Origin of the sequence: Mesorhizobium sp. M7A.F.Ca.MR.362.00.0.0 (assembly GCF_004023175.1) — a bacterium.
Taxonomy (GTDB): domain Bacteria; phylum Pseudomonadota; class Alphaproteobacteria; order Rhizobiales; family Rhizobiaceae; genus Mesorhizobium.
On the sequence record NZ_RZTF01000062.1, the window covers coordinates 1 to 23,054 of the forward strand.

Below are 23,054 nucleotides of genomic sequence, written 5' to 3' on the forward strand. Positions count from 1 at the left end.
CTATGATGGCTGGGCGGCGATGGGCTGCCCCGGCTGGGCGTGGGCTGACGTGCTGCCGGTGTTCAAGGCCAGTGAAAGCAATGCCGAACTCGGCAACGACCCGCTGCACGGCGCCGACGGGCCGCTGCATATCGGCAATGTCGGACATGTCGATCCCAACGAGCTTGCCTGGATCGAGGCCTGCAAGGCCGCAGGCTACAAGCAGAACCGCGATTTCAACGGCGTCGAGCAGGAAGGCGTCGGCCTGTTCCAGTTCACCATCAAGAATGGCGAACGCTGGGGCACCGGCAAGGCCTATCTGCGCCCGGCGCGGGAACGACCCAACCTGACCGTGAAAACCGGTGTGCTGGCGACGGGCCTGATCGTCGAGAAGGGCCGGGTCAAGGGCATCCGCTATCTCGTCAATGGCGAACCTGAGACCGCTTTCGCCGACAGCGAGGTGGTGCTGTCCTCGGGCTCGATTGGCAGTTGCCAGCTGATGCTGCTTTCGGGCATCGGGCCGGCCGACGAACTCGCCCAGGTCGGCGTTGCTCCCGTGCACGACCTGCCGGGCGTGGGCAAGGATCTGCAGGACCACATCAACATTCCGATCACCTTCTATACCAAGGACAAGATCGGCGTCGGCGCCTGGACCGACGAGACGCTGCAGCGCGACTTCGCCGAATGGCAGACATCGCGCAGCGGCCCGCGTTCCTCACCCTGGGTGGCGGCGGGCGGCTTCGTCAAGAGCCGGCCCGATATCGAGCCGGACCTGCAGCTTTACGGCGCCATCAGCCCGCATCGAGACTATGTTCGGTTCCTTTCGTCCAGACCCGGCATCACGCTGCACACCACGCTGCAGCGGCCAGACAGCCGCGGCGAGATTCGCCTGCGCTCGGCCAATCCGATCGAATATCCGGCGATCGACCCACGTTACTTCATCAGCGACGAGGATGGCTCGGACACCGCCACGCTGGTCGAAGGCATCCGCATCAGCCGGCGCATCGCGGCGCAGTCGCCGCTTGCCGAAATGCTCGCCGGCGAAATCACGCCGAGCGCCGAATGCGAGAGCGACGCCGAGATCGCCGACTATATACGCGGCCACTGCACGACGCTCTATCACCCGACCAGCACCTGCCGCATGGGTTCAGATGCGATGGCCGTCGTCGATCCGACGTCGATGAAGGTTCATGGGCTGGACGGGCTTTACATCGCCGACGCCTCGGTCTTTCCGAAAATGGTGTCGGGCAACACGAACGCGCCGACGATCATGATCGCCGAACGCGCCGCGTCAATGATCCTGGCGGGCTAGGAGACAAAACATGACGACAGGCTGGAATTTCCACGAACTCTATCTCTGGCACGAGACCGGCAATGCCGCGCAGTTCTTTCAGCCGAGCCTGACCATCGAGCCGGGCGAGCATGCGGAGAATGCCGACACGAAACGCCGATTCCGCAATCTGATGGAGGTTTCGGGCCTGACCGAGAAACTGTCCAAGATCGCCTCCATCGCGGTGAGCGAGGATGACCTCGCCCTGTTTCACGACCGCGACTACATCAGCCGTATCAAGCTGCTTAGTGATGGGCGCGGCGGCGATGCGAGCTATCTCACCCCCTTCGGCCATGGCAGCTACGAGATCGCCTGTCTGGCCGCCGGCGGCACGGCAGCGGTGATGGATGCGGTGTTGAGCGGCGATGTCGACAATGGCTATGCGCTGGTACGACCGCCCGGCCATCATGCCGAGCGCAGGCAAGGCATGGGCTTTTGCCTGTTCGGCAACGTTCCGGTCGCTATCCTGAAGAACCGGGCCAAACATGGCTTCGAGCGGGTCGCCTGCGTCGACTGGGATGTTCATCACGGCAACGGCACCCAGTCCGCCTTCTATTCGGACCCGTCGGTACTGACCATTTCGATCCATCAGGACGGGCTTTATCCACATGACAGCGGTCTTCACAAGGAACGCGGCGAGGGCAAGGGCGAAGGCTACAACATCAATGTACCGCTGCCGGCCGGCTGCGGCCACGGCGTTTACATGTCCGTCTTCGAACGCGTTGTGCTACCGGCGCTCAATCGCTACAAGCCTGATCTCATCGTCGTGCCGTCGGGCTTCGACGCCTCGGCGGCCGATCCGCTGGGGCGCATGATGCTGCATAGCGGCAGCTACCGCGACATGACGCGGATGCTGATGCAGGCAGCGGACGACCTCTGCGGCGGGCGCCTGATGATGTCGCACGAAGGCGGCTATTCCGCCTCCTACGTTCCCTATTGCGGCCTGGCGGTGATGGAGCAGTTGTCCGGCATCAGGACGCATATCGACGACCCGTTCCTGCCGGTCTTCGAAAGCTACGCCGGCCAACCCTTGCAGCCACATCAGGCGGCCGCTGTTTCCAGGGCGGAGGAACTTTTGGACGGCATCGCCTAGAATTCTGATTGCGGTCAGCCAATGAGGCGATCTCAAGACACACCGGCGGCCAATCTCGCAAATGCGGACATGCGCTGACGGTAGGCTAATGCATGTCGCCCAAAAGTTCCGGTTTGGGACAACGACATGCACGAAAACAAAGACTTAAGCGCGTCGTTTTTTGCGAGAAACTACGCCGGAGCACTCCAGACTACGCTAACCCCTACTCCCACTCGATTGTTCAAACAGCCTATAACTAATTGAAATTACACTAGAATGTTTCTATTGCCCCATAAGAGACCGACACCAGAGCCGTCAAAAAATTACACCTTGGTTCTAGAGAGAAATCGCCGCAAAGAACTTTTCGAGGGTTCACCAACTATCGGGGACCAATTGGGCGATTTTTGTACCTCAAGACGTTCGACCGCCTGCCCAAGCCGTTCAAAAAAGTACCGTCACCGCTCCAATAAGGCATTGGCATGGGTCATAACGATCGACAAGCAACCGGTGTCGCACACACCCTGCTGCGGGCGGTGTGGCGCGACCGCGCTGGCATCCACTCGATTATTGCTAAAATTCCGGCTAGCTTGGCGACAGATGGCTCAATTTCTGGTCGGTGAATCACAATCAGACCGCCCGTCAAGAGAATAATGGGCAGCACCTTTGGTCTAAGGCGAGTGCAATGGCGCACGAATGAGCTCTACAACAATGCGCCGTGCGACGCCCAGCGACCTTGTCCTTTCGTATACCGATCAAGCAATTGGCTATATGGGCAAGATAGGGGAAATCGTTTTTAGCAGTCCGGATTGGAATCAAGAGGGATGACTTCTGCCGATTTTTTTGACATCGTTTTCCTCCTCGATCCATCCCACAATACAACAGGAAGTCTCTGCTCACTCCTCGCGGCGATATTCGCCAACCCACCTAGTTCCGGACTGGCGATCAGAAAGCATATCTGAACGGCATTCCATAGAAGCGATATAAATTGAAATTGCGGCCATGTGTTTCACACCCGGGATGGTTTCGAAGCCGGGGGGCGCTCACGGTCTCAAGGCGAGAATTTTAAGAGACGTTCAAGAATGACCCAGCACGCAGAAAACGCTCGAATTCTCATGTACAGCCACGACACGTTCGGGCTCGGCCACTTGCAGCGCTGCCGGACTATTGCGCATTCGCTAGTCGAGGATTTCCGTGGGCTTCAGGTGCTTATCATTTCGGGTGCGACTATCGCCGGCGCCTTCGACTACCGCGCCCGTGTCGACTTCGTGAAGATCCCCAGCGTCATCAAGTTGCGCAACGGCGAATACACCTCGTTGGAAAAGGACATCGATCTGCATGAGACGCTAAGGATGCGTCAGTCGATCATCCGCCACACAGCCGAGACCTTCCGGCCGGATATCTTCATCGTCGACAAGGAACCGCTCGGCCTGCGCGGTGAGATTGAGGACACGCTGTCCTACCTCAAGACGCGGGGCACCACGCTGGTGCTTGGCCTGCGCGAGGTGATGGATGCACCGCATCTGCTCGAAGCAGAGTGGGCGCGCAGGGATGTGATGCGCAAGATAGGCCTGTTCTACGACAAGGTCTGGGCCTATGGCCCGCCGGATTTCTACGACCCATTGACCGGTTTGGATGTGCCGCCGGCTGTCAGGGCAAAAATGAGATTCGTCGGTTTCCTGCAACGGAGCCTGCAGCGGAACCAGTTGCCCGGCCACCGGCCAGAGGGCGACTATATCCTGGTTACCACCGGTGGCGGCGGCGACGGGGCCGAATTGATTCACGACGTCATCGACGCTTATCAGCAGGATCCGAAATTGCAGCACAAGGCGCTGATCGTGCTTGGGCCTTACATGCCGGCTCGCAAGCGCAACAAGTTGCTGAAGAAGGGGGCCACGATCCCCTACATCAAGATTATCGAGTTCGACAACCGCATGGAAGACCTGATTGCCGGCGCCAAGGCGGTAGTGGCGATGGGCGGTTACAATACCTATTGCGAGATACTTTCTTTCGACAAGCCGGCGCTCATCGTGCCGCGCATCGAACCCCGCCAGGAACAACTGATCCGCGCGCGGCGCGCGGCCGAACTGGGCCTCATCGAAATGCTTTTGCCGGAGGAAGCCAAGGACTCCCAGCGGTTTGCCGATGCACTGGTGGCGCTGCCGAATCGGCCTCGTCCATCCCAGAGTAATCCACATCTGACCCTGGAAGGGCTCCCTCATATTTCCGAAATCGTCGCGGAACTGCTCGACCGGCAGGCTGGCCCTCACCTTTCGGTTATTGAAGGCATGAACTGAGTTGCAACATCGCAAGATCGTCGTGGTTCTGAAGGGTTATCCGCGGCTGTCGGAAACCTTCATCGCGCAGGAACTGCTCGGACTGGAGCGTGCGGGGTTCGATCTGATACTCGTTGCGCTCAGGCGGCCGACCGACGCAAAACGCCACCCCGTGCATGACGAGATCAAAGCGCCCGTCCATTATCTGCCGGAATATCTGCATGAAGAGCCGCTGCGCGTGGTTCGCTCGCTTTCTGCTTGTTTGCTGCGGCCGGGCTTCTGGCGTGCACTGGGATCGCTGGCCGTCGATATGCCGCGCGACTTTACGCGCAATCGCGCGCGCCGTTTCGGGCAAGCGCTCGTGCTAGCGGCCGAATGGCCCGAAGACGCGGTATGGCTGCATGCGCATTTCGCGCACACGCCGGCATCGGTGACGCGCTATGCCAGCCAGCTTCTTGGTCTGCCCTGGAGCTGCTCGGCCCATGCCAAGGACATCTGGACTTCGGCGGATTGGGATCTGGCCAGCAAGCTTTCCTCGGCGCGCTGGACGGTAACTTGCACGAAAACGGGCTTCGACCGTCTGAAAAAACTCGCCGACGGCAACTCGTCAGTGCATTTGAGCTATCATGGGCTCGACCTTGATCGCTTCGGCATTTTCGGCGAGGCACGAAAACAGCATGACGGCTCGGCGCCGGACGAACCGGTTATCGTTCTGAGTGTCGGGCGCGCCGTTGCAAAGAAAGGTTACGACACCTTGCTGGAGGCCCTTGCCCTCTTGCCCGGTGATTTAGCGTGGCGTTTCGAGCATATTGGCGGCGGCGAGGAATTGGAGCGGCTCAAGGCGTTGGCGCAAAAGCTCGGACTGGATGGTCGCATCTCTTGGAAAGGCGCGCTCGCGCAGGAAGAGGTGCTTGAGCACTACCGCCGCGCCGATATCTTCGCCCTGGCCTGCAGGATCACCGCAAATGGTGACCGCGATGGTCTGCCGAATGTTCTGGTGGAGGCGGCCAGCCAACGGCTTGCCTGCGTGTCGACCGATATTTCCGGCGTGCCGGAGCTTTTATTGCCGGATGAAACCGGGCTACTGGTTCCGACGGAAAACCCAATTGCCCTGGCACAGGCGCTGGAGCGACTGATCCGTGATCCCGTGCTGCGTGCCCGCCTCGGCGACACCGCAGAGGCGCGCGTGCGCGGCAATTTCGATCACATGGCAAGCATTGGACAGCTCAAGGAGCTGTTCGAACGGGAGTGGCGGGCCGCCGAATGAAGCGGCTGCGCGCTTTCTTCTATGTCCAGCACCTGCTCGGCATCGGCCATCTCGCGCGCTCCAGCCGCGTCGCGGCGGCTCTGGTCGATGACGGGTTTGACGTAACCATCGTCACTGGCGGAGCGCCGGTCGCGGGGTTTCCGGGATTGGGGGCAATATCTGTAACCCTGCCATCTGTTACCTCCGGTGATGAAGGATTTTCCGGTCTTGTCGACCTGCAGGGCAAGCCCATTGACGATGATTTCAAGAAACGGCGTTCAGAGATGCTGCTGCAGGCATTCCGGGATTGCAGGCCTGATATCGTCATTGTCGAGGCGTTTCCATTTGGGCGCCGGCAGATGCGTTTCGAACTCTTGCCGCTGATCGAGGCCATCGACGCGGCGTCGCCCAGACCGCTGCTGGTGACGTCCGTCCGTGATATCCTTCAGGAGCGCGTCAAGCCGGGCCGAAACGAGGAAACGGTCGATCTCGTTAACAGGCATTTTGACCTTGTCATGGTCCATGGCGATCCGGCTTTCGCAACCCTAGACAAGACATTTCCACTGGCGGGAGCGATCAGGGCCGAGGTTGCGTACACGGGGCTCGTTGCCGCGCCACCAGCGCCCGCGGCCTCCGAGCGTTTCGACGTTGTGGTGTCGGTTGGCGGCGGGGCCGCCGGAAAGAGCCTTGTCCGGTCCACCATCGCATCGGCGCGGAATGCCGACAACGCCTGGAAATGGTGTCTGATCACCGGCCCAAACCTGCCGAAGGACGAGTTTGACGCGATTACACGCGATGCCACGCCGGGCCTGTCCATCTTTCGGTTTCGCGAGGATTTCGCCAGCTTGCTGACCGGCGCCCGCCTGTCGGTCTCGCAGGCGGGTTACAACACTGTCTGCGATGTCCTGCGCGCGCGCTGTCGCTCGCTGCTCGTTCCCTTTGCAGCCGGCGGGGAAACGGAACAGACGGTTCGAGCCCTGATGCTCGAAGAGCTCGGTCTTGCAACCGTGCGGATGGAAAAGGACCTGACGCCTGAGTGTCTGGCGCAAGCGATCGAACAGGCGCTTGCGGGACCGACGCCAGCCGCGCATCGTCTAGATCTGGAAGGCGCCCGTCGCTCGGCGCAAATCCTGCGCGAGCGGCATCGAACCTGGTCCTCGAAATCCTAGCGCAGGTCATATCTCGGTTGGATTCGCGCAACGCGCTTCAAACAGTTCCAATCAGCATGAAGCGGGTATATTTTTTTGTCGGCAGTTCGCCGGAGAACCTGATCTCCCGTAGCGCCACCATTGCTTCGAAGGCTGCAAGCGAAGCCACGCAGTTGATGTGCGTCGGCTCGCTGAAGTAATCGTTCGATTGCAGTAGCACCTTCGTGCCCCGCGGAAGCAGGGCAAGCCAGGCACCCAGGTCGGCTATGTGTTCGCAGCTCGTATTGACCACCAGGTCGGGCCGACCGGCCGCATAGTCGAGTGCGTACATATCTTCCGTCAGCGCCCGGAAGCGGTCGCCGGCTTCCCGGTTGAGGGTCCGGGCGACCGGCCCGACTTCAGGATCGATGTCGATGCTGTCGATCGCCGCAATGTCGAAACGGGCGTCGTTGAAAAGCATTGCCGGCAATACGCCGTACCATCCGCCCAGAACCCATATGCGCCCGAACCGGCCGCCGTCGTTTTCGAACAGCTTGTCGAGCGCCCACATCTTGCAGGCGACCTGCTTGTGGTTGAAGGCGTTGGCGATATCGGCCGTCGGATACTTGGCGATGACCCGCGCCAGCCCGGCGACAAGAGGGTGGTCGACATAGGCGGCAATTCCCCGGGCGAGGTCCAAGGCTTGTTCGTGCCCGTCAATGCCGGCATTGCGTGCTTGCGTGACATCCATCATATTCGTCTTCTATGTTGGGATTTCGGGCTACACAACGCAATATTGCCTCACCCAAGGCTGTTCGACTTGCGGATGAGACTATGCCACCAGCCGTTTCGCCGTTGCACGGTCACGAAGGGGGCCGGTTGCGTCTGTCCGGACCAGCGGCGTCCATCCGCGAAGACATTGCCGATACATCGTTTGCCAGCAGGTGCTTTCACCGCCTGCTTCCTCCAAACTGACAGCCGCATATGGAACCCAGCCTAGCCCGCTATATCTGGACGCACACCCGGAAGCAGCAGATCTGGATATTGATGATCGTCCTGCTTTCGATGATCCCATATTTCATGTCCTTCGACCTGCCGAAGCTGATCGTCAACGGCCCGATCCAGGGGAAGGGGTTCGAGCAACCCGGCGCGACCCTGCCCTTCATGAAATTGCACTATAACCTGCCGTTCATTGGCGAGGTCCAGTTCTTCTCCGGTTTTCAGCTGGACCGCAAGGAGACGCTGCTTGCCCTGAGCCTTGTGTTCCTCTTGCTGGTCGTCATCAACGGCCTGTTCAAACTCTACATCAACACCTACAAGGGCCGCCTCGGCGAACGCATGCTGCGGCGTATTCGCTTCGATCTGATCGATCGTGTGCTGCGGTTTCCGCCGATTTACTTCAAGCGGGTGAAATCCGCCGAAGTGGCGACAATGGTGAAGGATGAGGTGGAGCCGCTGGGCGGCTTTATCGGCGATGCCTTCCTGCAGCCGGTGCTGCTCGGCGGCCAGGCGCTGACGGCCATGCTGTTCATCATGGTCCAGAACGTCTGGCTCGGAATGATAGCGATGGTGATCGTGATCATCCAGATCGTACTCATCCCGCGGATGCGGCGGCGGCTCCTCGTGCTTGGGCGCCAACGGCAGTTGACGGCGCGCGCGCTTTCCGGCCGGGTTGGCGAAATCGTCGACGGTATCGGCGCGGTTCACGTCCACGACACGTCGAACTACGAGCGCGCCGACATAGCTGCTAGGCTAGGGCTCATCTTCAAGATCCGCTTCGATCTTTACCAATGGAAATTCATGGTAAAGTTCCTCAACAATTTTCTCGCACAGCTCACGCCCTTTCTGTTCTACATGATCGGCGGGTATCTGGTCATAGGGGGCCGGCTGGATGTCGGTCAGCTCGTGGCGGTGATCGGAGCCTACAAGGACCTGCCCGGACCGATGAAGGAACTGATCGACTGGGATCAGGATCGGCAGGATGTCCAGGTCAAATATCAGCAGGTCGTTGAACAGTTCACCGTCGAGGATATCATTGCGCCGGGAATCGCGGCACTGGCGATCGACGATCCCGGTCCGATGACAAACCCGCTGTCGGCGGTCGGTCTGTCCATGGCAGACGATGGCGGTGCAATGCTCCTCAACCGTGTCTCCATGCAGGTCAAGCCGGCTGAGACGGTGGCGCTGGTCAGCACCCCGACAGGCGGAGCAGAGGCGCTAGCAGAAGCCTTCGCGCGTCTGAACTGGCCAGAGAGTGGAAAGGTCGCTTCGGGCGCCGATGACCTGCTTGAACTCCCCGAAGCCGTGACCGGCCGGCGCATGTCCTACGCCTCGTCGGATGTTTTCCTGTTCCAAGCAAGCCTGCGCGATAACTTGCTCTACGGGTTGAAGCATGCACCGCTGACATCGGTGACTTATGACGGCGCCGCGGCAGACCAGCAGCGCTGGAACATGGACGAGGCGCGCCGGTCGGGCAATCCGGATTTCGACGTCCACAGCGACTGGATCGACTATGCTTCCGCCGGCGCTACCGGCCCGCACGACCTCTTTGAAGCGGTGCGCCGGGTGCTCGACGCGGTTCTTCTGTCGCGCGACATTCTGGATCTTGGCTTGCGCTCTTCGGCCGACCTCACGCGTCACACGAAGCTCGCCGGGCGGATCGTCGAACTGCGTGCAGCGCTGCGAACCCGGCTCGAACAGGAAGGGCTGCGCGAACTGGTGGTTCCTTTCGAGCCGGGCGCCTACAACACGGAAGCGACGATCGGCCAGAACCTGCTTTTCGGCGCCGCCGCCGGCCCCGAACTGGCCGACAAGGCTCTGGCGGCCAATCCCTACTTTGCTTCCGTGCTGAAGCAGGCCGGCCTCGACAGCACGCTCTACGAGATGGGCATGGAGATCGCCGAACAGGCGATCGAGCTGTTTGCCGACCTGCCGCCAGATCACCAGTTCTTCCAGCAGCTCGCCTTCATGAGCGCCGAGGAGATCCCCGCCTACGAGACCTTGCTGCAGCGGCTCAAGAACCGCCCCTACGAGGCGGTTTCGGAGGCCGACCGCGCCATGATCATCACCTTGAGCTTTGCCTATATCGAGCCCCGGCACCGCTTCGGCCTGCTGACCGACGAGTTGATGAGCAAGATCGTCGCCGCACGCAACCGGTTCTATGAGAACCTGCCGCCCGAGCTGCACAACGCGATCGAACGGTATGATCCTGCCAAATACATTGCCGCGGCCACCGTCATGGACAATGTCTTATTCGGCCGTGTGGGAAACAACCATCCCGACGCGCCGGACCGCATACGCTCCATCGTCTATGACATTCTTGACGAGCTGGGGCTTTATGCCGAGCTTCTGGATGTCGGCCTGGACTTCAACGTCGGCGCCGGTGGAAGGCGGCTGACCAGCGGACAGCGACAGAAGCTCGATGTTGCCCGGGCTCTGCTCAAGCGTCCCGATTTTCTCATTCTCAACCGGCCGCTGTCGGCGCTCGACCAGCGCGTTCAGGACAAGGTGCTGCGAAACGTGCTCGAGGAAGCCAGACGCGACGGCCATTCGCCGGCAATTGTGTGGGTCGTGACGAGTCCGGCAATGGCGATGATGTTCGATCGCGTTATCGTCTTTGACTCGGGGCAATTGGTGGAAGACGGTACACACGAGACACTTTTGGCAGAGAACGGTATCTTCAAGGAACTTCTGTCATAGTCTGGCAGACGCGAATTTAGGAAGGTTTGCGACAATGCTGCTCAAGGATGAAGTTGGAATGCTGCAACGCGTTCCCTTGTTCTCCGGCATTGAGCCGGCAAAGCTCAAGCTGCTCGCGTTCACATCCGATCGCGTGAATTACAGCGCCGGCCAGATTCTTTTCCGGCAGGGCGACGAGGCAGACGCTGCCTATGTCATCCTTTCAGGCAGGGCGGATATTCTGGTCGATTCCGACAGCGGGCCGATAAAGGTTGCCGAACTGCTGCCAAATTCGATCGTCGGCGAGATCGCCATATTGTGCAACAGCTCCCGCACTGCCACCGTCAGCGCGGCAAGTGATCTGGAGGCCTTGAGAATCCGCAAGGATCATTTCCTGAGGCTTATGAAGGAGTTCCCGGAAATGACCATCGAGATATTGCGGGTTCTTGCCGATCGGCTAAGCCATACGACCGCGGATCTGATCGACGCACGAAGCGCCTAGAGCTATGATGAGCGAAAGGTAGCATGGACGACGATTTTTTCCTGGTCAGATTTTGGGGCGTGCGCGGCAGCATTGCTGTATCCGGGCCAGAATTCGCTCGCTATGGCGGCAACACAATCTGCATTGAGATGCGATGCGGCAAGCATACGCTTCTGTTCGACGCAGGTTCTGGCCTGCGGCCTGCCGGTAGGGCGCTTCAGGCGTCGGATGTGACCGATTTCGACCTGCTTTTCACCCATTGCCATTACGATCACATCATCGGGCTGCCGGCTTTTGCGCCTATCTTCGACCCGAGCGTCAAGCTTACGCTTTGGTCCGGGCATCTTGCAGGACGCATGACGACCCGGCAGATTATCGATGAGTTCATACGGCCGCCGTGGTTTCCGGTGAAAATGAACGTCTGCAAGGCAAATCTCGACTGCCGCGATTTTGTATCCGGAGACGTGCTTCGGCCGCGCGAAGGGGTGGTGGTTCGGACCGGCAGTCTCACCCATCCGGGAGGCTGCATAGGCTACCGGATCGAATGGGGCGGCCGCGTCGTGGCGGTGATCACCGACACCGAGCACGAGCCGGACAAACTCGATCAGTCGGTGCTCGACCTGATCGAAGATGCCGACCTCGTCATTTACGATTGCACCTACACCGAGAAGGAAATGGAACGCCGCCGCGGTAACGGGCACTCGACATGGCAACAGGGCGTCAAGCTCTGTGAGGCTGCTGGTGCACGGGCGCTTGCGCTGTTTCACCACGATCCGACACGCACCGACGAGCAACTGGACGAGATGGAGAAGCTGGCCAAGGACAGGTTTGCCGGCGCTTTTGCCGCGCGGGATGGCCAGATGCTCAAATTCCCGGTCTCATCGCACAGAAAGCGCTGAGCTATTTTCCTTTACCCCCGCGGCGCCCGATCAATGTCCTGATCGGAAGCCATGCACAGGGTTCAGCCTGTGCGGTGACTGTCAACAATCGTTCGAGGAAAAGCCAGGCCGATTCATCATGTACAAGATGGTGGGTGAGCAGGCCGATCGGCTCGCCGTCGGATGCATGCTGCAAGTGTGCGATGATAGCCTGGACCAATAGACCATGATCGAGGCAGCCGCGCGTGCCATGCCAATCCATGATGTCCACATTGCTGTTGATGACCGCCAATGAAGCCGGCTTCGGCGGCCCATAGACTGACAAGGCCGCAAAACCTATCGATCCAAGGTCGGATACCACGCCGGCGTCGATCCTGTTCCATGGCGGCACCAGCATCGGAACGGCACGTGCGCCGTGCAGGCCGGTTACTCGCGACAGTCCGCGAGCCAGATCATCGAGCACCGCCTCGCGTGGCCGATGCGCGCCGAGTTCCTGCTTTTTCTGGTCCTCGGGCGCATGATTTCGGTGCGCCCAGCCATGGATCGCGACCGTGGCATGCGGGGCCTCGTCAAGCCGGGCGACAAGCTTCGCGTCGGTCAGGGCCGGAATGACGGCCAGAGTGACCGGAACCGCGAATTCACCGGTGAGGTCGAGCAGCCGATTAAGCGCAGGCGTCGGATCCACGGCGTCGTCGTCGCGCAGCCAGAACTCCGCCTTGCGGCCCGCCCGTTGCAGGCGCGCCAGCTCTTCCACCAAGGGCTGCCAGATCGGATCGGACGTCATGAGACCGGGACCTTCGCAATAAGTCCGGCCAGACGCGCAGCTGCGCCACCGAGGGAACGTTCTTCGAGAACGAAACGCCTGGCTTCCGCGGCCATGATGGTTCTTTCGTCGTCACGGGCCAGAAGCCTTTCAATGGCGGAAGCGAACGCCGCGACATCGCCCGGCGGGGTTAGAAACCCGGTCTGGCCATCCCGCACGACCTCCGGCACGCCGGCGATGTCCTGGGCCACCACCGGAAGACCGGCGGCCTGTGCTTCAAGATAGGCAACGCCGTAGGCCTCGCCATAACCCGGCCAGACATAGATTCCCCCGGTGTAAAGGACATCCGGCACGGCGGCTGGCTCGATCGAGCCAATCCACTCGATACGATCGGCGGGCAGGCCGGCGAATTGCGCTTCGACCTCGTCGCGGGCTGGGCCGTCTCCGACGACCGACATGGTCCAGGGCAGATGACCTATCAAGCCGAGCGCTTGCGCCAGCATGCGATAGCTGCCCAGTTTGTCGCCCGGGCGCATCATGGCGACGGTAATGAGGCGCGTCGGACAACCCCGTGCCGGGATTTCCCGGAATGCCGATGTGTCGATGAAGGGCGAAAGCATACCGAAAGCGGCCTTGGGAATAGCATCCGCCAGTCCCTGACGATCCCTTTGGGTGAAGCAGATGTTCATCGCCGCCTGTTCGATGGCTCGCGCCACCAATGCTTGGCTATCGGCCCACAAGCCGGCATCGCGTCGCCTGGAATAGGAGGCTTCCGCTGTCACATAGGGGACAGCAAAGGCCGACGCCAGCTCCGGCCCGATCAAGTCGGGCGCCTTGTAATAAGGATGGTAGGTGAACCAGAGATCGGGCTTGCCGTCACGATCCCAAAGCTTGGTCAGCCGCACGGCTTCCTCTGCGGCCTCGATCTTTAGTGCCTCGAAACTTTTCGACTCCGGCTGGCGTAGATAGAAGCGCAACTCAGATGCCAGTTCGACGCTATGCCCTCCGTGCTCCAGCGCTTTGACAAGCATCCGTGCCATCTGGCGGTCGCCGGAAACAACGGGATGATTGGGTGACTTCAGCGGCGCGTAGAAGGCAATTCGCATCGCGCGACCCTATCACCGGAAAGCCTGCGCAAGTCAATTTCCAAGCGTAATCGACTTCACCTTCAAGCCGTGGAATATGCTATCTAATGGCCATGGAAACAGCTGTCGCGTCCGACCCGTTTGTCGCTTCTTTGCCGGTCTTCGCAAAGTTCGAAAGCGTTGCCGACATCGATAACTATCGGCCCCTCCCCGATGGCTGGGCGCTGGCCACTGCCGACATTGTCGGCTCGACCAAGGCGATCGAGGCGGGGCGCTATAAAACCGTCAATATGGCCGGCGCAAGCGTCATTTCGGCGCTGCTCAATGCGCTGGGTCGGCAAGACCTCCCCTTTGTCTTCGGCGGCGACGGTGCGCTCGTGGCGTTTCCCGGCTCGGCGCTGGAGATCGCCCGCAACGCGCTGGCGGCCGTCCAAAGGTGGGTGGCGGACGAACTGGGCCTTACCTTGCGCGCCGCGATCGTGCCGATAGGGGACATAAGGGCGCATGGCCTCGACGTTCGCGTGGCGAGGTTCCGGGCTTCCGAAGCGGCCTTCTATGCCATGTTCGCCGGCGGTGGCGGCAGTTGGGCGGAAGCTGAGATGAAAGCGGGGCGCTACCGCATCGATCCTGCGCCGGCCGGCGCGCGGCCGGATCTGACCGGCCTCTCCTGCCGTTGGAACCCGATCGAGGCCCGGCATGGCGAAATCGTCTCGATCATAGCCACACCGGGGGCGTCGCGCGACTTGCGCGGGTTTCAGTTTCTGGCTTCCGACATCATCGCCCTCGCCGGCAGGCAGGAGCGCGATGGCCACCCGGTGCCGGTGGACGGCCCGGGCTACAGTCTGCTGCCCGCCGGCCTGGATGTCGAGGCGCGGGCGATGGCCCCGGCAGGATGGCGGTGGCGGTCGAAGCTGTGGATCGTGTTCCTGATGACGCTTACGGCAGCAACCGATCGATTTGGCTGGACGATTGGCCGTTTCGATCCGAAGGTCTACAAACGCGAGGTGGCCAGCAATTCGGATTTCCGAAAGTTCGACGACGGCTTGAAGATGACCATCGACGTTGACGCGGATGTGCTGCATCGGATCCAAGACCGGCTGAAGCAGGCGGAAGAAGCGGGCATCTGCAATTATGGCCTGCACCGCCAGAAGTCTGCCTTGATGACCTGCCTCGTCATCTCGCCGCTGCAGCGCGATCACGTTCACTTCATCGATGGCGCCGCCGGCGGCTACGCGATGGCTGCCGCAAGCCTGAAGGCGAAGGCGCAGGTCTGCTGACTGCTTGCGGAATTCGAGTTCCGCAATATGCCCTCACTCATGGTTCTTGGCACCGGTGAGCCTCGCCATGGGAGCGGGTAACCTGCCCGAATTGACGGGAAAGCAGATTTTTTGGACGCCTCACGATATGACCGTCTTCTTAACCGGATTTCGAGGCGCGCCGCGCATGTCAGCGTGATCGGGCTGGCTATGTCGGGTTGCCGCTGTCGGTTGCGATCGCACGCGCCGGGTCCCCGGTTCTCCGGCTTCGACATCGAAACCCGGAAGGTCGAGAGCCTGAACAACGGCCAATCCTCCTTGAGGCAGTGACGTCGACAGCCCTTGCCGACCGGGCGGTTCCGCGCCACTGCGGATTTGTCGAACTAGCCGTCTGCGATGCCATCATAATCTGCGTTCCGACACCGCTGACGAAACACCGGAAGCCCCGAAGGATTCGATGCTGTCGTCGTGGCAACCGGCCACGACGCGATCGACTATAAGGCGATCGCTGATCACGCTCCTCTGATCGTCGACACACGCAATTTTTTTGGCCATCTCGGGGTGCCCAAGAGACAGTGGTGAAGGCCCGACGGTGTCTGAGACGGCGAATTCTTTGCCCGATGTCAGGATCGAGATTGCACTCCGCCGGAAGCCTCGCCACATAGGGTTCCAGGTGATAGATGCTGTTTTACGCCTGCTTCCTTCCTGCAAGGAGTTATTTAGGAAATTCTTCGCCGGCTTTCGTCGCCGAAGCCGGCTTCACTGACTTCGATTGTGTGGCGGATCAAAGGAGATGGCTCGTCTTCGACGGGTTTGAGATGGCATGAGCACAGCGCAAGCAGAAATTTCCACCATTCTCATGGATAAAGTTGCCGACTGGCTGAGCCAATCGGCGCTGGCGGGCAACGACCTGGAAACATTGGTAAAGGGCTTTTGTGAACGGCTGGCTGCTGCCGGCCTGCCGCTGAAGCGGGTGCATTTGAGCTTTTCGATGCTTCATCCGCTTTATGACGCGCTTGGCTTTACCTGGCTTCGCGGCCAGGGTCTGGAAGTGGAAGGCTTCCGCAGTGAGAACGGCGTTCATTCCGACAGATTCCTGACCAGCCCATACTACCATCTGCTCAGCAACAAGCTCGACCACCTGCGGCGCCGGCTCGACCCGTCGGTGCGGTCGGAGTTTCCAGTTTTCGATGACCTCGGGCGTATGGGCGTCACCGACTACATGGCTTTCGTGCATCCCTTCAACGGCGATACCAGTCAGGGCATGATGGGGTCTTGGTCGACCGACAGTGCTTCAGGCTTCAGCGACGGCATGATTTCGGCGCTATTGCGGATCCAGAACTATCTCGCTATCGCCACTAAGATGGCGGTGCTCACCAAGCTCGCCGACAACATGATGACCACCTATCTTGGCGGCGACGCCGGCAGGCGTGTGCTGGATGGCCAGATCAAGCGCGGCGAAGGTGACACAATCCGGGCCGCACTCGTCATGGGCGATATGCGCGGGTCGACAAGGCTTGCCGAAACCTCCGGTCGCGAAATCTACATCGATACGCTGAACCAGTTTTTCGATGCCATCGCTGCGCCTTTCAATCGCAAAGGCGGGCAGATCATGAGTTTTCTGGGTGATGGCTTCATCGCCGTCTACCCCTGCGAAAGGCATCGCTCGCAGTCCGAGATCGCCTGCCAGGCTGCTCTTGCGGCAGCGCACAAGGCCAGCGCGCGCATGATGGAGCTCAATCTGCGTAGAAAGGAGCAGGGATTGGGCGACATTAAGTTTGGTATCGGCCTGCATGTCGGCAATGTGATGTTCGGCAACGTCGGACTTACCGACCGGCTGACATTCTCTGTCTTCGGCTCGGCTGTAAACGAGGTCCAGCGTCTCCAGACCCTGACCAAGAAATATCCGCACAGCGTTCTCGCCAGCAAGGACTTCGCCAGCTATTGCGGCGACAACAGTTGGCTGACACTCGGCACGGAGGAACTGGCGGGTAGCAAGCAGAAGCTGACGGTGCTTTCACCCGATTTGTCGGGTGCTCTCGCTCTCGATGAAGACGCTGCGCCGATTCACGACCGGATATCGGACGCCGAGCAGGTCATGCTGCTTCATCGCGATGCCGCGCGGTTGTCGGCAAGCGACCGGAGAAAGCTTCAGTAACCGACACGATCCGGTCCGAAAGCCTTGGTGTGCAGCCCGGTCGCCGGTTCCGTCGCGGAATTCGATTCGAATCCAAGTTGCTCTAGGCTGGCAATACGCTAGTCTCGTTTTTTGGGTCTGCCGCCCGGCAGACTGCCAGAGTGGGGCTGGTGTGAGGATGAATTCGGGCATTGATCTGCTGCGGATCGAGGATCTTGGCATCTCTTTTGCCATAATCGGGGGACCGTTGCATGCCGTCAGGCGCGCAAATCTCCGCGTCCTGCCCGGCAAGGTTACCGCGCTTGTGGGAGAGTCCGGTTCCGGAAAATCGGTTCTCAGCCAGGCAGTGATGGGCATTTTGCCGAATACGGCCCATGTTCGCGGCCGTATCCTGTTTTCCGATCCTGAAAAGCCCGGAACGACGCAGGATATCCTGCAGATGCAGCGTGACGGAACCGAAATCCGGGCGTTGAGAGGCAGCCGCATCGGCAAAATCTTTCAGGAGCCAATGACATCGCTGTCGCCGCTGCACACGATCGGCAACCAGGTCAGCGAATCCTTGCAGATTCATACGCCTATGGCTCGGGCGGAGCGCAAGGCGCGGACCGAGGAAATGCTCGGCCTTGTCGGCTTCCCCAATCCCAAACGCGCCTATGACATGTATCCCTTTGAACTTTCGGGAGGATTGCGGCAACGCGCCATGATCGCCATGGCGCTCATCTGCCGGCCTGCTTTGTTGATCGCCGACGAGCCGACGACGGCGTTGGACGTCACCATCCAGGCGCAAATCCTGCATTTGCTGCGCGGGCTTCAGACCAAGCTGAACATGGCGATGCTGCTGATCACGCACGACCTTGGCGTGGTCGCCAATGTCGCCGACGAGGTGGTGGTCATGTACCATGGCGAGATCATGGAAATGGGGCCTGTCGAGGCGATATTCCGCCGGCCGGGCCACCCTTACCTGAAGGGCCTGATGGCAGCCGTTCCGCATTTCGACCTGAAGCCTGGTGAAAGGCTAAAGGCGCTCCGCGAGGTGCCGGTGAACGTTGGGAACCTGCTCGGCAAGCAGACTGCGCCGGCATCGAAGGGGCCGGAGGACATTCTGCTTTCGGTGAGGGATCTGACAAAGACCTTCACCACCCGCAAGTCCGGATGGTTCAGCGGGGGTCATCAAACCTCTGTTCGCGCCGTGGACGGCGTGAGCTTCGACATCAGGCGGGGTGAGTGTCTGGGTCTGGTCGGCGAAAGCGGCTGTGGCAAAACAACCGTCAGCAAGATCCTCATGCGGGCCATCACCCCCAGCGGCGGTTCTGTGATCTTCAACGGCCGCGATGGACCGACCGACGTCCTGGGCGCAGAGGGAGATGCCCTGCGCATATTGCGCGCGAAAATCCAGATGGTCTTCCAGGACCCGGTTTCGTCGCTTTCACCTCGCATGACGGTGGAGAACATCTTGAGCGAGCCGCTGGAGATCCATCAACGTGGCAATGCGGCGTCCCGACTCGCCACGGTCAAGAGCCTGATGCAGGCAATCGGGCTCGATCCGCGCTTCATAAAGCGCTATCCGCACAGTTTCTCCGGCGGGCAACGTCAGCGCATCGGCATCGCGCGTGCGTTGGCGCTAGGGCCCGAACTCCTGATCTGCGACGAGCCGGTTTCGGCGCTCGATGTCTCTGTCCAGGCGCAGATCCTGAATCTTCTGAAGGACCTGCAAAAAGAACTGGGCCTGACCTACCTGTTCATATCCCACAATCTGGCGGTGGTGGACTACATGGCAGACCGCATCGCGGTGATGTGCGGCGGGCGTATCGTCGAGCTTGCGCCGCGCGAAATTCTGCTCAGGAAACCAATCCACCCCTACACGCGCTCCCTGGTCGCCGCGGTACCTTTCCCCGATCTCGACAGGCCGATGGATTTCAAGACGCTGAAGCTCAGCGGAGCTTCCGACACCAGCGCATGGGGACCGCAATTCCGCGACGAGGGCGACGAAGATAGGCTGTCACCACTCGATCTTGGCGGTGGCCACCTCGTGCTGGCGAGACATTCGGCCGATATCAGTGAGTTACGCCATTGATCAGCCGGCGCACCGTCCTTGGTCTCATGGCTTCGGCCTTTCTGCCAGGGACGTCGCGCGCCGGCGATCTGGAGCCGGAATTTCTTCGGCAACAACTGACGGTCAAGGCGCTGCCGGCACTCGCTGAGCGCCTGCCCAAGAGTCCGCGCGCGCTGAATCTCGCTGCAATGGGCCGGCTGCCCGGGCAGTATGGCGGCACGCTGCGGACAATCATCGGCAGCCAGAAAGATATCCGGATGATGACGATCTACGGGTATTCTCGCCTGGTCGGCTATGACGAAAAGCTCAACATGCAACCCGACATTCTCGAACGTTTCGACGTAGCGGATGATCGCGTCTTCACCTTCAAGATACGGGAAGGGCACAAATGGTCTGACGGCAGCCTGCTGACGACGGAGGATTTTCGCTATTGTTGGGAAGATGTCTGGCTGAACGACGAGCTTTCGCAAGGCGGGCTCGCCCCCGCCCTGCTGGCGGACGGCAAGCCGCCACGCTTCGAGATCATCGATCCGTTGACGGTCCGCTACAGCTGGGATGCGCCCAATCCAGACTTCCTGCCCAAGCTCGCTGCCGCTTCGCCGCTATCGCTTGTCCTGCCGGCCGCCTATCTCAAGCAGTTCCACAAGAAATATCAGGATTCATTCCGGCTCGCCGGCCTGATGAAGGAGAACCGGACCCAGAAATGGACGCTCCTGCATATTCGCATGTCGCGGCAGTATCGCCCGGAGAACCCGGAACTGCCGACGCTCGACCCCTGGCAGAACCGGACCAAGCCGCCGGCCGAGCAATTCATCTTCGAGCGCAACCCGTTCTTTCATCGAATAGACGAGAACGGCCGGCAACTGCCCTATGTTGACCGGATCATCATGAATGTCAGCTCATCGGCGATCATCTCCGCCAAGGCCGGTGCGGGCGAGAGCGACCTGCAATGCATGGGAATTGACTTCAGCGACTACTCCTTCCTGAAAGACGCGGAGAAGCGCTATCCGGTGAAGATGCACCTGTGGAAACGTACACAGGGTTCTCGGCTGGCGCTGCTGCCGAATCTGAATTGCGCCGACCAGGTGTGGCGTGGCCTTCTGCGTGACGTGCGCGTGCGCCGCGCACTTTCGCTCGCCGTGGACAGGCGCGAGATCAATATGGCCGTGTTCTACGGATTGGCGCAGGAAAGCGCCGATACCGTATTGTCCGAGAGCCCGCTCTACCGGCCGGAATTCGCTAAAGCTTGGGTTGCCCATGATCCCGAGCAGGCCAATGCACTGCTCGACGAGGTCGGGCTTCTGGCACGTGACGATGACGGCTTGCGGATACTTCCCGATGGACGCTCTGCCCAGATAATCGTGGAAACCGCCGGCGAAAGCACACTGGAAACCGACGCGCTCGAACTCATCACCGATCACTGGCGAAAGATCGGCATCGCCCTGTTCATCCGGACTTCGCAGCGCGACATCTTCCGCAGCCGCGCGCTTGGCGGCCAGATCATGATGTCGATGTGGTCGGGCATCGACAATGGCGTGCCGACCGCCGACATGAACCCGAGCCAGCTGGCCCCCACCATCGACGATCAACTGCAATGGCCGCTCTGGGGTGCTCACTACTTGTCTCACGGCAAGATGGGCGAGGCGCCCGATCTTCCTGAAGTGATCGAGTTGATGGCTTTGCTCAAGCGCTGGAACGCATCGACCGAAGCGACAGAGCGCGCCGAAATCTGGAATTCGATGCTGTCGATCTACACCGATCAGGTGTTTTCGATCGGGACCGTGAACGGAACGCATCAGCCGATTCTGGTGTCCTCACGGCTGCGCAATCTGCCTGACAAGGCGCTCTTCGGCTACGATCCGACCGCCTATTTCGGTGTCTACATGCCGGATACATTCTGGCTTGGAGAGTCCTGAGCGTGCTTCGATATATTGTCTGGCGCATTACTGTGATGGTTCCAACGCTGCTGGTGATATCAGCGCTGGTGTTCACGATCATCGAACTTCCCCCCGGCGACTATTTCGACAGCTATGTCGCCGAGCTTCGGGCGCAGGGCGAAGGGGTGGATTCCGATCGCATCGAGATGATGCGCAAGGAATATGGTTTCGACAAGCCGCCGATCATTCGCTACTTCTACTGGGTCGGCGGGATGCTGCACGGCGATTTCGGCTATTCCTTCGAATATGAGCTGCCGGTTCGCGACGTCGTCGGGGACCGAATGTGGCTGACCGTGCTGGTTTCCTTCGTCACGATCATCTTCACCTGGCTCATCGCCTTTCCGATCGGCATGTACTCCGCGACGCATCAATACAGTTGGGGCGATTACGGCCTGACCTTTTTCGGCCTCCTGGGCCTTGCCATTCCGAACTTCATGCTGGCGCTGATCCTGATGTATTTCGCCAACATCTGGTTCGGCACGTCCCTCGGCCATCTCATGGACCCGCAATATCTCAGCGAGCCGATGAGCTGGGCCAAGGCGAAGTCGATACTCGCCCATCTCTGGATCCCGGTCTTGATCATCGGCACCGGCGGCACGGCAAGCATGATCCGGCGGCTGCGCGCCAATCTGCTCGATGAGCTGCACAAGCAATATGTGGTGACCGCGCGCGCCAAAGGCCTTCATCCGTTCAAGGCGCTGGTCAAATATCCGCTGCGCATGGCGCTCAATTTCTTCATTTCCGACATCGGCTCTATCCTGCCGGCCATCATCTCCGGCGCCGAAATCACGGCGATCGTGCTGTCTTTGGAAACGACCGGGCCGATGCTGATCAAGGCCTTGCAAAGCCAGGACATGTATCTGGCGGGGTCGTTCCTGATGTTCCTAGCCTTCCTGACAGTCATCGGTGTCCTGATTTCCGACCTGGCGCTGGCGGTGCTTGATCCACGAATTCGTTTGCAGGGCGGCAGCACCAAATGAAGACGGATTCGCCGCTCCCCGCTCCGGGTGCTCCACTAGAACACTACGTTTCCAGCGCGCCCTTTGACCTGCAGTCGGTCGAGGCGATGACGGCGGAGCAGTCGAAGGTCTTTCAGGCGTCGCAGTTGCGGTTGATGTGGTGGAAATTCCGCATGCACCGGCTTGCCCTTGTATCCGGCATATTCCTGATAGTGCTTTATTTCGGGATATTGATCTGCGAGTTTCTGGCGCCGTACAATCTGCACACGCGCAACATGGACTATATCTATTCGCCGCCGCAGCAGGTGCACCTGTTCCACAACGGCGAGTTCGTCGGGCCGTTCGTCTATGGCCGCCAGATGACGCTGGACATGGACACGCTCAAGCGGAACTACATCGACGACCAGGGCGATGTTCAGCGGCTCCGTTTCTTCTGCAAGGGCGACAGTTACCGGTTCTGGGGCCTGATCGAAGGTGACAGGCATTTTGTCTGCGCTGCCGAAAACGGCCAGCTCTTTCTGGCCGGCACCGACAGGCTGGGGCGCGACGTGCTCTCGCGCATGATCTATGGCGCACGCATTTCACTGACAATCGGCCTCGTCGGCATCAGTTTCAGCTTCCTGCTCGGCATCGTCATCGGCGGACTGGCCGGTTATCACGGCGGTATCTTCGACCTGATCGTTCAACGAATAATCGAAGTTCTGCAATCGATTCCCAGCATTCCGCTATGGTTGGCTTTGGCGGCGATCATGCCGATAACCTGGAGTCCGATCCTGATCTCCTTCGGCATCACCGTCATC

Annotated in this window: 17 protein-coding genes; 14 read left to right on the forward strand and 3 right to left on the reverse strand. The window is 60.3% G+C overall.

Annotation, left to right across the window (positions count from 1 at the left end; all coding sequences use genetic code 11):
* From EOC06_RS11180 to EOC06_RS11200, 5 genes are all read left to right on the forward strand, one after another.
* The coding region (locus tag EOC06_RS11180; RefSeq protein ID WP_128307756.1) for a GMC family oxidoreductase at nucleotides 1-1,291 on the forward strand (1,291 nt) is incomplete at its 5' end.
* A gap of 10 nt (nucleotides 1,292-1,301) precedes the next feature.
* A complete protein-coding gene (locus tag EOC06_RS11185) occupies nucleotides 1,302-2,402 on the forward strand; it encodes a class II histone deacetylase (protein WP_128307757.1) in 1,101 nt (366 codons plus the stop codon).
* 1,058 nt (nucleotides 2,403-3,460) lie between these two features.
* Entirely contained in the window at nucleotides 3,461-4,675 is a 1,215-nt protein-coding gene (locus tag EOC06_RS11190; protein ID WP_127396319.1) for a glycosyltransferase family protein, read from the forward strand.
* Nucleotide 4,676: 1 nt separating this feature from the next.
* Nucleotides 4,677-5,921, forward strand: a complete 1,245-nt coding sequence (locus EOC06_RS11195) for a glycosyltransferase (RefSeq protein ID WP_128307758.1) — start codon at nucleotides 4,677-4,679, stop codon at nucleotides 5,919-5,921.
* On the forward strand, nucleotides 5,918-7,069 hold the full coding sequence (locus EOC06_RS11200) for a glycosyltransferase family protein (protein ID WP_127326886.1): 1,152 nt from the start codon (nucleotides 5,918-5,920) through the stop codon (nucleotides 7,067-7,069). Before EOC06_RS11195 ends, EOC06_RS11200 begins: the two co-directional genes overlap by 4 nt.
* Nucleotides 7,070-7,106: 37 nt before the next feature.
* Here EOC06_RS11200 and EOC06_RS11205 read toward each other — a convergent pair whose 3' ends face one another.
* Nucleotides 7,107-7,781 carry a class I SAM-dependent methyltransferase gene (locus EOC06_RS11205; RefSeq protein ID WP_164873903.1) on the reverse strand — a complete coding sequence of 225 codons (675 nt, stop codon included), beginning with the start codon at nucleotides 7,779-7,781 and terminating at the stop codon, nucleotides 7,107-7,109.
* Nucleotides 7,782-8,011: 230 nt separating this feature from the next.
* Between EOC06_RS11205 and EOC06_RS11210 the strand changes: the two genes are divergently transcribed.
* Genes EOC06_RS11210 through EOC06_RS11220 form a run of 3 tightly spaced genes read left to right on the forward strand, consistent with a single transcriptional unit; the run spans nucleotide 8,012 to nucleotide 12,085 of the window.
* Nucleotides 8,012-10,726 carry an ABC transporter ATP-binding protein gene (locus tag EOC06_RS11210; RefSeq protein ID WP_128307759.1) on the forward strand — a complete coding sequence of 905 codons (2,715 nt, stop codon included), beginning with the start codon at nucleotides 8,012-8,014 and terminating at the stop codon, nucleotides 10,724-10,726.
* Nucleotides 10,727-10,760: 34 nt separating this feature from the next.
* Nucleotides 10,761-11,207, forward strand: a complete 447-nt coding sequence (locus EOC06_RS11215; protein ID WP_127292062.1) for a cyclic nucleotide-binding domain-containing protein — start codon at nucleotides 10,761-10,763, stop codon at nucleotides 11,205-11,207.
* Nucleotides 11,208-11,230: 23 nt separating this feature from the next.
* A complete protein-coding gene (locus tag EOC06_RS11220) occupies nucleotides 11,231-12,085 on the forward strand; it encodes an MBL fold metallo-hydrolase (protein WP_127320283.1) in 855 nt (284 codons plus the stop codon).
* A gap of 1 nt (nucleotide 12,086) precedes the next feature.
* Here the strand turns inward: EOC06_RS11220 and EOC06_RS11225 are convergent, their stop codons facing one another.
* Both EOC06_RS11225 and EOC06_RS11230 read right to left on the reverse strand, forming a co-directional pair.
* On the reverse strand, nucleotides 12,087-12,848 hold the full coding sequence (locus EOC06_RS11225; protein WP_128307760.1) for a polysaccharide deacetylase family protein: 762 nt from the start codon (nucleotides 12,846-12,848) through the stop codon (nucleotides 12,087-12,089).
* Complete coding sequence (locus EOC06_RS11230) at nucleotides 12,845-13,933, reverse strand: glycosyltransferase family 4 protein (RefSeq protein WP_127380478.1); 1,089 nt, start codon at nucleotides 13,931-13,933, stop codon at nucleotides 12,845-12,847. Before EOC06_RS11230 ends, EOC06_RS11225 begins: the two co-directional genes overlap by 4 nt.
* Before the next feature lie 92 nt (nucleotides 13,934-14,025).
* On the opposite strand from EOC06_RS11230, the gene EOC06_RS11235 reads away from it, so the two are divergent.
* The 6 genes from EOC06_RS11235 to EOC06_RS11265 form a co-directional block, all read left to right on the forward strand.
* The gene (locus EOC06_RS11235) at nucleotides 14,026-15,189 is read left to right on the forward strand and encodes a DUF3095 domain-containing protein (RefSeq protein ID WP_245463554.1); all 1,164 of its coding nucleotides are present in this window, start codon (nucleotides 14,026-14,028) and stop codon (nucleotides 15,187-15,189) included.
* An 802-nt stretch (nucleotides 15,190-15,991) separates the two neighbouring features.
* Nucleotides 15,992-17,326, forward strand: coding sequence for an adenylate/guanylate cyclase domain-containing protein (locus tag EOC06_RS11245; protein WP_127320275.1), 1,335 nt, complete (start codon nucleotides 15,992-15,994; stop codon nucleotides 17,324-17,326).
* A gap of 157 nt (nucleotides 17,327-17,483) precedes the next feature.
* Nucleotides 17,484-19,379 carry an ABC transporter ATP-binding protein gene (locus EOC06_RS11250; RefSeq protein WP_127320273.1) on the forward strand — a complete coding sequence of 632 codons (1,896 nt, stop codon included), beginning with the start codon at nucleotides 17,484-17,486 and terminating at the stop codon, nucleotides 19,377-19,379.
* Complete coding sequence (locus EOC06_RS11255; RefSeq protein WP_128307761.1) at nucleotides 19,376-21,274, forward strand: ABC transporter substrate-binding protein; 1,899 nt, start codon at nucleotides 19,376-19,378, stop codon at nucleotides 21,272-21,274. The genes EOC06_RS11250 and EOC06_RS11255 overlap by 4 nt, the downstream gene beginning before the upstream one ends.
* Nucleotides 21,275-21,276: 2 nt before the next feature.
* On the forward strand, nucleotides 21,277-22,275 hold the full coding sequence (locus EOC06_RS11260; protein ID WP_127326880.1) for an ABC transporter permease: 999 nt from the start codon (nucleotides 21,277-21,279) through the stop codon (nucleotides 22,273-22,275).
* On the forward strand, nucleotides 22,272-23,054 hold a 783-nt coding region (locus EOC06_RS11265; protein WP_164898542.1), incomplete at its 3' end, for an ABC transporter permease. The genes EOC06_RS11260 and EOC06_RS11265, both read left to right, overlap by 4 nt.